Source organism: Nocardia canadensis (assembly GCF_032656385.1).
Classification (GTDB): Bacteria; Actinomycetota; Actinomycetes; order Mycobacteriales; family Mycobacteriaceae; genus Nocardia; species Nocardia canadensis.
The window spans coordinates 877,849-889,495 of record NZ_JAVCWB010000002.1; the positions used below are offsets into that span (position 1 = coordinate 877,849).

8 protein-coding genes are annotated in these 11,647 nt (G+C 71.3%); 2 read left to right on the forward strand and 6 right to left on the reverse strand.

Annotated features, from left to right (window positions below; genetic code table 11):
- The first annotated feature begins 84 nt into the window (after positions 1-84).
- Positions 85-1,659 (forward strand): glutamine-hydrolyzing GMP synthase, encoded by a 1,575-nt coding sequence (gene guaA, locus Q7X29_RS07225; RefSeq protein WP_218717320.1) that lies wholly within the window; start codon positions 85-87, stop codon positions 1,657-1,659.
- A gap of 4 nt (positions 1,660-1,663) precedes the next feature.
- Here the strand turns inward: guaA and Q7X29_RS07230 are convergent, their stop codons facing one another.
- The 6 genes from Q7X29_RS07230 to Q7X29_RS07255 form a co-directional block, all read right to left on the reverse strand.
- Positions 1,664-1,801, reverse strand: a complete 138-nt coding sequence (locus Q7X29_RS07230) for a hypothetical protein (RefSeq protein WP_218717321.1) — start codon at positions 1,799-1,801, stop codon at positions 1,664-1,666.
- A 77-nt stretch (positions 1,802-1,878) separates the two neighbouring features.
- Positions 1,879-2,088, reverse strand: coding sequence for a hypothetical protein (locus tag Q7X29_RS07235; protein ID WP_218717322.1), 210 nt, complete (start codon positions 2,086-2,088; stop codon positions 1,879-1,881).
- Entirely contained in the window at positions 2,081-3,859 is a 1,779-nt protein-coding gene (locus tag Q7X29_RS07240) for a PspC domain-containing protein (RefSeq protein WP_316573597.1), read from the reverse strand. Before Q7X29_RS07240 ends, Q7X29_RS07235 begins: the two co-directional genes overlap by 8 nt.
- Positions 3,860-3,931: 72 nt before the next feature.
- A complete protein-coding gene (locus tag Q7X29_RS07245; RefSeq protein ID WP_316573598.1) occupies positions 3,932-7,660 on the reverse strand; it encodes an NACHT and WD repeat domain-containing protein in 3,729 nt (1,242 codons plus the stop codon).
- Between the two features lie 206 nt (positions 7,661-7,866).
- Positions 7,867-8,496 carry an MspA family porin gene (locus Q7X29_RS07250; RefSeq protein ID WP_218717325.1) on the reverse strand — a complete coding sequence of 210 codons (630 nt, stop codon included), beginning with the start codon at positions 8,494-8,496 and terminating at the stop codon, positions 7,867-7,869.
- A gap of 171 nt (positions 8,497-8,667) precedes the next feature.
- Positions 8,668-9,810 carry a N(5)-(carboxyethyl)ornithine synthase gene (locus Q7X29_RS07255; RefSeq protein ID WP_316573599.1) on the reverse strand — a complete coding sequence of 381 codons (1,143 nt, stop codon included), beginning with the start codon at positions 9,808-9,810 and terminating at the stop codon, positions 8,668-8,670.
- A 240-nt stretch (positions 9,811-10,050) separates the two neighbouring features.
- Here Q7X29_RS07255 and Q7X29_RS07260 point away from each other — a divergent pair, with 240 nt between their 5' ends.
- Positions 10,051-11,547: an ATP-binding protein gene (locus tag Q7X29_RS07260; RefSeq protein ID WP_316573712.1), complete on the forward strand. Its 1,497-nt coding sequence runs from the start codon at positions 10,051-10,053 to the stop codon at positions 11,545-11,547.
- Positions 11,548-11,647: the final 100 nt, after the last annotated feature.

Consider the following 11,647-nt stretch of genomic DNA (forward strand, 5'->3'; position numbering starts at 1 on the left):
GGGATTGCGCAATGTTCTCCCAACGCGTGTGCGCGCACCGATGCCCGCTGCTCGGCCCTCGTGCGGCGTCACTAAACTGTCCCGGTGGCAGAAACTCAGAGACCGGTCCTCGTCGTCGACTTCGGCGCACAGTACGCCCAGCTGATCGCCCGCCGGGTGCGCGAGTCGCGCGTGTTCTCCGAGGTGATTCCACACACCATGACGGTGGAGGAGATCGCCGAGAAGCAGCCGCTGGCCGTCATCCTGTCCGGCGGCCCGTCCAGCGTGTACGCCGAGGGCGCGCCCCAGCTCGACGCCCGGCTGTTCGACCTGAACGTGCCGGTGTTCGGCATCTGCTACGGCTTCCAGGCGATGGCGCAGGCCCTGGGCGGCACGGTGGCCCACACCGGCACTCGTGAGTACGGCCGCACCGAGCTCAACATCGACGGTGGCGTGCTGCACGGCGGCCTGCCGACCATCCAGCCGGTCTGGATGAGCCACGGTGACGCCGTGACCGACGCCCCCGAGGGCTTCGAGGTCACCGGCACCACCGCGGGCGCCCCGGTCGCCGCCTTCGAGGATCGCGCCCGCCGCCTGGCCGGCGTCCAGTACCACCCGGAGGTGCTGCACTCGCCGCACGGGCAGCAGGTGCTGAGCCGCTTCCTGCACGAGCTGGCTGGTATCCCCGCGCAGTGGACCCCGGCCAACATCGCCGAGGCCCTGATCGAGGACGTGCGCGCGCAGATCGGCGACGGCCACGCCATCTGCGGTCTGTCCGGCGGTGTCGATTCCGCCGTCGCCGCCGCGCTGGTGCAGCGCGCGATCGGTGACCGCCTCACCTGCGTGTTCGTCGACCACGGTCTGCTGCGGGCCGGCGAGCGCGAGCAGGTGCAGCAGGACTTCGTCGCGGCGACCGGCGCCAAGCTGGTGACCGTCGACGCGGTGGACAAGTTCCTGGGCGAGCTGAAGGGCGTCTCCGACCCGGAGGAGAAGCGCAAGATCATCGGCCGCGAGTTCATCCGCTCCTTCGAGGACGCGGTCTCGGGCATCGTGCTCGAGGAGGGCGCGGCCGCGGGGACCGCGCCGAAGGTCGAGTTCCTGGTGCAGGGCACCCTGTACCCGGACGTCGTCGAATCCGGCGGCGGCACCGGCACCGCGAACATCAAGAGCCACCACAATGTCGGCGGCCTGCCCGACGACCTCGAGTTCGACCTGGTCGAGCCGCTGCGCCTGCTGTTCAAGGACGAGGTCCGCGCGGTCGGCCGCGAGCTGGGCCTGCCCGAGGAAATCGTTGCCCGCCAGCCCTTCCCGGGCCCCGGTCTGGCCATCCGCATCGTCGGCGAGGTGACCGCCGATCGGCTCGACCTGCTCCGCCAGGCCGACGCCATCGCCCGCGAGGAACTCACCGCCGCGGGCCTGGACAAGCAGATCTGGCAGTGCCCGGTCGTGCTGCTGGCCGACGTGCGCTCGGTCGGTGTGCAGGGCGACGGCCGCACCTACGGTCACCCGATCGTGTTGCGCCCGGTGTCGAGCGAGGACGCGATGACCGCGGACTGGACCCGCCTGCCCTACGACGTGCTCGAGCGCATCTCCACGCGCATCACCAATGAGGTGTCCGACGTCAACCGCGTGGTGCTCGATGTGACGAGCAAGCCGCCGGGCACCATCGAATGGGAGTAGGGCGCTAGGCCGGTCGCCGTGGCGGCGCCACCTGGGTGAGCAGCAGCCTGCCGAGGAGGAAGCCGCCGGGCGGCCGATGGGTGGTCGGCGGCAGCGCCTTCGCCAGCGGAGTGGGCTGCCGATCGGATCGGGAATCGTCCATTGCCGTGTGTCCTCCGACGACAATGGCCCGTCACGGTGACGGGCCATTGTCGTATCTCGGTGTTCGGTGAGCTTTCGTCAGTGTCGTTTGCCGCGCGGGGAGATCGTCAGCATCAGGCCGATGACGATCGCCGCGATCACCACGCCCCAGCCGATCGGCAGGATGCCGCCGCTGTCGGGGGTCGGTGCGCCGAGCAGCGCCCAGACGCTCAGGGCCAGGGCGATCAGTCCGGTGCAGAGCAGGGAGAACGCCGGTCGGCGGGGTTCGGTGCCGGTCGGGTCAGCCACGGGTCACCTCCACGTCACCCAGGTGCATCTTGATGTGCAGGTCCAGGACCGGGGCGCCCGGTGTTTTCGGGCCGCTCAGCCCTTCGACGCAGGTCGCGTCGGCCACCCGGATGTCACATGTCGTGTTCACTGTCATCCCTTCGGGCAGGTGCACTTTCGCGTCACCGATGTTCACCGCCACTTCGACGCTGCGCGATTCGGTGAGGTTCAGGCCCCGCAGATCCAGAGTGCCCGAACCGATGTCGAGGGCGTAGCGGGGCTGGAGTTCCGACACCGAGGTGGGCGCCCAGACGCGATCGCCGATGGCGCCGCCGTTTTCGAAGTCGATCGGCCCGATCAGCGAGGCCAGCAGGACGAACCCGGCCAGCGGGGCGGTCAGTACCAGCAGTCCGTAGCCGCGCCGCAGGAACGCGCCCGCGATCAGCCCGAGCCCGACGACCGCGAGCGCGACGGCCGCGATCCGCGCCGGGGTCATCCATTCGACGCCCGAGGCCGCGGCCGCACCGGCGAACGCCGCCGCCAGGATCGCCAGGCCGATGGTGACCGGGGTGAGCCGCGACCGCGGCTTCTTCGGCGGCGGGGGCGGCACCGCCACGGCGTAGCGCGGTGCCGCCTCGGGGAGCTCCCAGGCCAGCGGCGCGATGCCGAGCGGATCGATGCCGCTGGGCACCTGCGCGCCGCTGCGCGGGAAACCCGGTGTGGGCGAGGGGAGGTCCGTGCGGAGGACGGCGGTCGCGGCGAGCCCGAGGTCCTGGATCGGCGCGGGTGTCGCCACCTCGGCCGATCCGGCGTCGCGCTTGTCGAGATCGATGGTCGTCGTGGGTTCGCTCGAATCGTCCACGGGGCGGACGAGATCGGTCGATGCGGCATGCGGGGTGGCTTCCGCTGTGTCGGGCTCGGCCGTGCTGGCGGGCGTCGAGGTGGCGGTGTCCATGTCGGCGGGTGGGTTCGTCGTGTCGTCTACCGCTGCGGCCGCGGCGGATTCGCTCGTCGCGACCGCGTCGACTACGTCCGCCGAATCCGACGCGTGCGCGACGTCGGTGGGGCCGGGTTCGGCGGTGGCCGGTGCGAGGTCCTTGTGCAGGACGATCGTCTCGGTGGTGTCGACCCGGAGCAGGGGCGTGGATTCGGCTGCGTCGGTGCGGGTTTGCGCGCGAGGCGGCACGGTTGTGGCCGGATCGGGGACGTAGGCGTCCGGCAGCTTGGTGTAGGGCGTGTACATCCCGGTCGGTGGCACGTCGGGGACGTACGGGTACCCGCGGACCGGCACGCCGGTCGGGTAGCCCGCGGCCGGGTAGCCCGCGGTGCCGAGTGATTCGGCGCGGACGGTGTCGAAACCGCTGGGCAGTTCGGGGTGCCGGATGTAGAGCATCCACCAACCCGCCAGCATGAGTCCCATGCTGACCACCCCGGAGCCGCCCATTCCGAGCCCCACCGGACCCATGGTCGATACCGCGATCGCCAGCGCGACGATCAACACGATCGTCTTGGTCTGCGAGTGCGTGCCGCGCGCGTGATCGGTCAGCGCCTCGGCCGCCGACGCCTCGTTCCCCGCGGAGCTGAGCACCAGCCACGCGAGCAGATACAGCACGATGCCCGCGCCACCGAAGATCGTCGAGACCACGAACGCCACCCGCAGCAGCACCGGATCGACGCCGTAGCGGAGCCCGAACCCGGCCGCGACGCCGGCGATCGGCCCCTGCCGCGGCAGCCGGACGGGCCGCGTATGCCACATCTGCTGGATCTGGTCACCGAAGCTCGTTCTGCTCATGTCCTCCATGGTGTGCTCGACCAGTCCTTTCGCACATCGGGGTGAACCCTGAGGTTTGCCCGGGTTCCCCGGTCAGGCGCAGGGTGGGCGGTAGGAGACGTTCGGGACCTGACGGTGCCAGACGGGTTCGGTGAGCGCGTCGCCGGTGGCCGCGCAGATCCGGGCGGCGACCTGCTCGGGGTCCAGCTCCCAGACGCCGAGCTGGCCGTTGTCGGTGATCACGACCAGCTGTTCGCCGTCGGGATGCACGACCACCCGGCGATTGCGTCCGTCGGCGGGCCCGATCGGGCCGACGCCCTTGTGGGGTGCGCGCGGGTCCTCGATGGACCACAGCACGGTGGTCCCGTCATCGCTGGACAGGGCCAGACTGTCGCCGCCGATCGCGGTGGACAGCGAGATGATCGGGGACATCTCGGTGCGGATAGGGTCGGTGAGCGGCGCGATCGATCCGGGCTCCGCGACCGCCCACAGCCGGAAGTTGTCGAACTCCGTCACGATCATCGTGCGGTTGTCGGGCAGCAGCTGGGACGGCTGGAAGGTGGTCGTGGCGTGGGCGTCCACGGTGCCGATCAGTCGTGGATGGTCCGGGTCGGCCAGGCTCCAGATCTGGCGCAGGTACGGCTGCGCGCTGTCGCCGGGGTCGTAGGACATGGTCTCGAGCCGGTCGCCGTCGGCGGCGAAGCGGCCCGAGGAGAACTGCCCGTGTGTCGCGGTGAGCGGTGCTCCCCGGCGCACCGGTGCGGCCCGATCGGTGACGTCCCACAGCTGGAGCGTGGAGCCGTGGATCACCATCATCCGGTCGCCCTCGACGATCGATTCCGTGGTGTCGTCGGCGGGCCACGGTGCCAGCGGGCGCGGGGCCGCTGGATCGTCGAGGGCGAACACGAGTCGCTGGGCGCCGTATCGGTCGTGGACCGAGAGCGTGCGTCCGTCGGAACTCAGCGCCGGGTCCGACCGGCCGGGCGCACCGGCGATCGTGGTCACCCGGACCGGGCGTCGGGGATCGCTGGTGTCCCAGACCACGAGGGACCCGCTGGCGGACAGCACGGCCATCCGGTCGCCCGCCTGATCGAACACGGGCGTGAACGACGAATGCGGTGCCGTCGTGACCATCGATCGGGGCATCGTCCACAGGCGCAGCGATCCGTCGTTGCCCGCGCCGGCCAGCGTCGACGTGCCGGGCAGCTCGATGAGCGAGCGCGGGCCGCTGTCACAGACCGAGGCGACGGCCTGCAGGCAGGGGCCGGGACTCACCGCCAGCGCGGGTCCGGCCGGCTCCGGTTGGGCCGGATCGATGATGTTCCACAACCGGCCCGCTTCGGCGGAGCTGGTCGCGAGCCCGGTGCCGTGCCCGGTGAAGGCGATCGAGTGCAGGACGTCGTTGTCGACCCGGAAGGGCGAGCCGTAGCGACGTGGGCGATCGGGGTCGGTGACCTGCCAGAGTTCCACCCGGCTCGATTGCGGGCCCGCGGCCTCGGCCGATCCGTAGGTGCCGACGGCGAGCATCGTGGCGTCCGGGCTGAACGCGAGGTCGCGAAAATGATCGCTGCCCGGGATGACGATGGGGGCGCCGACCGGCCGTGCCGTCACCGGATCGCGGACATCCCACAGCTGCACCACATCGGGCGCCCCGGTGTCGAAGACGAGTCTGCCGATCGCGAGCAGGGCGCCGTCGGGACTGAACTCGACGACCGATTGCACGTGCGCGGAGCCGTCACCGGGCAGCTCGATGCGGCGTACGGGACCAGGCCGCTCCCCGAGGGACCAGAACGTCACCGTCGTCGCGTCCGACTCGACGAGGTGGGTGCCGCGCGGGCTGACCGCCATCGACTGCCGCCGACCGGGGGTGAGGGTCTGGAGCAGCCGCGGTGCCTCCGGCCGTGCGAAGTCCCACCACTGCACGCCGGACGGCCCGTTGGTGACCGCGCCGGTGCCGCCGGGGACGAAGGCCAGCACATCGATGGGGACGGCGAAATCGGATGCGATTCGTCGCGGTCGCCGCGCGTCGGTGGTGTCCCAGAAGCGGGCATGGCGGGCGAGATCGATGGAGACCAGCAGCCCGTCCGCCGGGCGGGCGACCAGGGTGTCGATCTGCTGGTCATGGGCGGGAATCGTGGTCGCGAGCGGCAGTTCCTGGCTGTTGAGCAGCTGGGTCCTGCTCGCCGGGTCGGGGCGCATCCGGAACGCGGCCAGCGACAGCTGCGCCGACAGCGACGGATCGCTGGTCCTGCTCCGCTGGGCGGCGGCGACCAGCTCGGTGTAGTCGCGGTCCGCGGTGCGCTGGTCGGCGAGCTTGCCGCGGTCCCAGGCGACGACACCGGTAGCCAGCAGCGCGAGCACCACGGCGGCGGCACCGGCCCGTCGGCGCCGGCCGAACCGGGCCGATCGCCCGGAGGCGTCGAGGAAGGCGCGGGCCCGCGGGCTGGTCGCGGTGCCACGGGCGTGCTCGTTCGCGCTGTCGAGCCGGGTGCCGCGATAGAGCAGCGCGGGATCGCGGGCGGCCGCCTCCCATTCGGTGGCGTCGGTCTCGAGGCGCTGGCGGACCAGGTGTCCGACCCGATCGGTGTCGATCCACCCGCGCAGCCGGGGCCAGGCGGTCAGCACGATCTCGTGGGAGAACTGCACCGAGTCCGCGTCCAGGGCGAGCAGCCTGCTCGCGGCGAGCACGTCCAGCGCCTGCCCCGCGGCGGTGGGATCGGCGCCCCGGGCGAGCAGTTCGGTCCGGCCGACGACGCGGCGGGTATCACGCGTGTCCTGGCCGACGGTGACCAGCGAGCCCAGCAGTTCCTGGGCGGCGTTCTGCTGGGCCGGGGTGAGTTCGCTCCACGCCGATTCGGCGGTCTCGGCGACCGACCCCGCCACCGCGCCCGCCGTGCGATACCCGGCGACGGTGAGTTTGCGGCCCTCGCGCTGCTGCCAGGTCGCGGCCATCACATGTGAGAGCAGCGGCAGGGCACCGGGGTCGTAGCCGTCGGTGTCGGCGTGCGCGCCGAGCCCGCGCAGCTCGGTCAGCACCAGCTCTTCCAGGCCCTGTTCGAGGGTGAGACCGGCTGCGGCCGCCGGCCCGGTGATCGCGCGCGAGACCTCGTCCAGCGACATCGGACCGAGCAGATAGTCGTTGTGCTGCAGGCTGTCCCGCAGGATCGGATGGTGCAGGCAGCGCTCGTAGAAGTCGGCTCGCAGCGCCAGGACCACGGTGAGTGGATCACGCGGGCGGCTGGTCAGCTCGGCGAGCGCGGTCAGGAACGCCGAGCGTTCGGCCTCGTCCGGGCAGAGGGTGAACAGTTCCTCGAACTGGTCGACGACGAGCACCCGGAGGTCGGGGCCGAGCGCGGCGGCCAGCCCGGCGGTCGGTGCCGTGCCCGGTGTCATGGTGGCCGACGGCAGGTCGAGGGCCGGGCGCAGGCCCGCGGCCAGCAGCGAGGACTTGCCCGCGCCCGAGGCGCCGATCAACACCACGATGCCGGTGGTGGCGCGGACCAGGTCGACGAACGCGGTGGTGGCCTGTTCACGTCCGAAGAACAGCGCGCGCTCCTCGGCCCGGAAGGCCCGCAGGCCAGGGTAGGGGCAGGTGTCGCCCTCGCTCGCCGTCGCCGTCCAGGTCACCGATTCCTGCCACAGGCGCCGCCATTCGTGCGGGTCGGCGAGCCTGCGCGGCAGTTGATGCTGGGCTTTTTCGGTCAGCTCGACCAGTGTCAGGATCACCGGCAGCAGCGATTCGAAGCGGGCGGGTACGTTGCGCCCGGCTTTCCAGTCACTGATCCGCTGTGCCGACGGCGTGCCGGTCTGGGTGTTGCGCATGCGCCGCTCCGTGGCTGAGGCGACACGGCGCAGCGTCGGATTGCCCGCTGCGGCATAGAGTTCGGCGAACCGCTGCGCGAAAAGCGCACGTGGCGAAGAACTCTCCTGATCCTCGATGGTCAAAGAACCCCCCGTTCGGTGAAAACGACCGAGGAGAATGATATTTGGCGCATCGGGACCCGGCGCGCCGCCGGGTCCCGATGCGGTCAGAGGAACATGGTGTCGCCGAAGACCGAGTTGGTCGCGCTCACCTGCGGCGTGGTCGCGGTGACCGTCGCCCAGGAGTAGATGTTGAGCGGCCCGCCGCAGTTGCCGACCATCAGATGGAAGTCACGGTTCACCAGGTAGGTGGTGCCCGTGCCCAGCGGCATGCTCCCCACATCGATCTTCTTGATCTCGCCGGGCGCCAGCGACAGGCTCAGATCGAGCCCCGCCGAGATCGACGGACCGATATCGGCCGACGCGTCCGGTCCCGACGAGCCGAACCCGATGGTGGCCCCCGCGCTCACCGAGATCCCGCCGTCCAGTCCCACCGACAGCGTCACGTCCACCGCGCAGGCGACGAGGTAGCCGGACTCGAGCGTGCCGCTCGCCCCCGGGGGCGCCGTCACGTACGCGGTGTTGTCGAGGAACACCTCCCGGTTGGTCGGCATGGCGTTGAGCGCGGGCACCTGCCGGTAGGACTGCTCGGTGTGGCCGAGGGTCAGCTCGAAGCCCGCGGGTCCGTGATAGGTCGTCTCGTGCGGGGCCATCGGTGTCGCCGAGGCGACGGGAGCGATTCCGACGGTGGTCAGCGCGATGGTGGCGGCGCCCAGCACGGTGGTGATGATGTTCAACGTTCCTCCCCTGTGTGTGGGCCGCTGTTTCCGGCCCGTCATCAAGGTAGGAATTCGTCCGGTGCCGACGCTGGCAACGGACCCGCTCTGAAGCCGATAATCGCAGGTGAGAGTGCTGTGTCCGGTTGTCCGGTCCGGACAGGAATCCGCCCCGAACAGCCCGGAACCGGGTCAGATCACCGCGTACGGGTACCCGGCGGCACGGCCCTGGAAGGACAGGATGCGGGGGTTCTGGACGCGGCCGTCGCGGATCTCGACGGCGCGCCGGATGGTCTCGCTGCCCTCCCAGGCGTCGGGGCCGGCCAGCACGATCGGGACGTACTCGAGCAGTGCCTCGGAGTTCTCCCAGGTGGCCGAATCCCAGAGAAACGAGGGACTGTGGTCGACCCCGTAGTGGTGCAGCTCGGCGCCGAGGGTGAACATCGGGTCGGCGAAGGTCGTCGGGCGCGCCCAGGAGAAGCCCATTCCCTCGTCGCAGGAGACGTCGATGAACAGGGTGCCGCGGGCGAACAGCTCGAGATCGTCCTCGGTGACGAACATCAGCGGTTTCTCGGTGTCCTGGAACATGCAGTTGACGATCACGTCGTAGGTGGCCAGCACCTCGGCCAGCGGCCCCGGCTCGGGCGCCTTCAGCGCGAGCGTGCGGCTCGGGTCGGCCGGGTCGCGCTGGAAGTGCTGCATGCGCACCGAGGCGAACGGCGAGGCCACCGCCGACACGCTGCGCTGGGTCAGCACCGTCACATCGCTGATGCCGAGTGCCGAGAGCGCGCGGACCGCGCCGCGCGCTGTCGCGCCGAAGCTGATCACCGCCGCCCGCTTGCGACGCCCGTAGTCGCCGGTGATGCCGCGCAGTTGCAGGGCGTGCATGACCGAGCAGTAGCCGGCCAGTTCGTTGTTCTTGTGGAAGACGTGGACGCTGAAGTTGCCCGCCGTGGTCCAGTGGTTCATCGCCTCCCAGGCGATCAGGGTCAGCGCGCGGTCCACGGCCAGCTGGGTGATCCGCCGGTCCTGCACGCAGTGCGGCCATCCCCACACGATGGTGCCGGGCCGCATCTGTTCGAGGTCTTCGGCCAGCGGCTTGGCCAGCAGCAGCACGTCGCATTCGGCGAACAGTTCCGCGCGGGTGCGAAAGCCCGCGACCAGGGGCGCGAGGAGTTCGTCGGGATAGCCGAACCGGTCACCGTAGCCGTGTTCGAGGAAGATCTGACCGCGCAATCCCGGATCGATCCGGTCCAGATGGGCCGGGTGGATCGCCAGCCGGTGTTCGTTTTCCTTGCGGGAGGTCGCGACGAGGCCGACGGTCAGGCGCTTCACAGTTGCTTCACCTGGTCAGCCTACGCGTACCGGGCGGCGCGGAAAGCGGCAAGATCAGGGAGATTCCCGATGCCGGGGGCCGCGCGAGCGTGCCAGTATCGAAGGATGGATCCGTCTGTTCCCGCCCGCGCCGCCGCCCAGGGGCCCGTCGCCCCGCGCGGGTACGGCACCGCACCGGGGAACAACGCCACCCCGCCGCCGAACAGCGCACCCCGCTATCCCGGTGGCCCCGGCGCCGCGATGAACCCGGGCGGACACCGGCACCCGAAGGGCCCGCAGCGCTTCGTCGCACGGGCGCTCGGCAACGGCCAAGCTGTCTACGGCACACCGCACCCCTACGTCCCGCAGCCGCAGTTTCGCCCCGCGCCCGGCTACTACCCGGCCGGGTACCCGACGCCGTCGGGGTACGGCGTGCCGCGGGGTTACCGGCCGGGCGTGCTGCCGACGCCGGGCCCCGAGCCCGTCGGCCCGCCGCTGCCGGAGACCCCGCGACTGGTCCGCCGGACCGGTGGCCGGGTGGTCGGTGGCGTCGCCGGTGGGCTGGCCGATCATCTCGGCGTCGACGTGTTCAAGGTGCGGATGGCGTTCGTGCTGCTGTCGGCCCTGGTCGGCGCGGGCCTGGTGGCCTACGGGCTGCTGTGGATCTTCACCCCGGGCGGCAACGACGCGGCCAAACCGACCGGCGACGAGCGCAGGCAGGCGATCGGCCTGGCCCTGCTCGGCCTCGGTCTCGCGGTCACCGTGGGTTGGCTGTTCCAGGGCACCGCCGCGAAGGTGATCGCCCCGATCGTGGTGGTCGCGGTCGGTGCCGCGCTGGTCTGGCGCGAGTACGACGTCGCCGCGCCCGGACCTCGCGCGCTGTTCGGGCTGCCCGCGCGGCCGTCGGTGGTCACTTGGTCGCGGATCGTGGCCGGGGCGACGCTGATCGTGGTCGGCCTCGGCGTGGTGGTGCTGGCCAGGATCGACCTGAGTTCGCTCGGATCGGCGTTGATCGCGGTCGCGGTCACGCTGGTCGGCGCGGGCCTGCTGACGGTGCCGCTGTGGCTGCGCATGGTCCGCGCGCTCAACGCCGAGCGCGGCGCCCGCATCCGCAACGAGGAGCGCGAGGAGATCGCCTCGCACCTGCACGATTCGGTGCTGCAGACCCTCGCGCTGATCCAGCGGCAGGCCGAGGACCCGCAGGAGGTCCTGCGCCTGGCCCGCAGCCAGGAACGCGAACTGCGCAAGTGGCTGTTCGACGACACCGCCCCCGCCCAGTCCAGCCTGGCCGCCGCGCTGCGCACCATCGCCGGTGAGGTGGAGGACCAGCACGGGGTGAAGGTCACCCCGGTGACCGTCGGCGATGTGGCGATGGACCCCGGTGACACCGGCGCGGGCCTGCCGAAGGAACACTTCACCGCGCTGCTCGGCGCGAGCCGGGAAGCGCTGGTCAACGCGGCCAAGCACGCGGGCGTCCCCGAGATCGACCTGTTCGCCGAGACCGAACCGCATCAGGTGAGCATCTTCGTCCGCGACCGCGGCGCCGGTTTCGACACCTCGGCCGTGCCCGCCGACCGGCGCGGTGTCGCGAAGTCGATCTGCGCCCGCGTCGAACGCCGCGGCGGCACCGCCGTCATCGACTCGACCATCGGTCGCGGCACCGAGGTGCGCATAGTGATGCCGCGCTCGGACTCCGGCACCTCGGACCCGGCCGCCGACGCCGCCCCGGCCGACGCGCCGCGCCCGCCCGAGGCATGAGCGATCCGCAACGGCTGCCCCCGAGCGATATTCGTGGGCCCGATGCCTCGGTCCGAACCGACATTCACGGTCGTGTGGTACCGATGAGAACAAGTCGATC

Excerpts from the sequence above, each read along its gene's own strand:
- Q7X29_RS07260 (WP_316573712.1), top strand. The coding sequence starts at position 10,051 with ATGAACCCGGGCGGACACCGGCACCCGAAGGGCCCGCAGCGCTTCGTC.
- Q7X29_RS07245 (WP_316573598.1), bottom strand. The coding sequence starts at position 7,660 with ATGCGCAACACCCAGACCGGCACGCCGTCGGCACAGCGGATCAGTGAC.
- Q7X29_RS07240 (WP_316573597.1), bottom strand. The coding sequence starts at position 3,859 with ATGAGCAGAACGAGCTTCGGTGACCAGATCCAGCAGATGTGGCATACG.
- Q7X29_RS07230 (WP_218717321.1), bottom strand. The coding sequence starts at position 1,801 with ATGGACGATTCCCGATCCGATCGGCAGCCCACTCCGCTGGCGAAGGCG.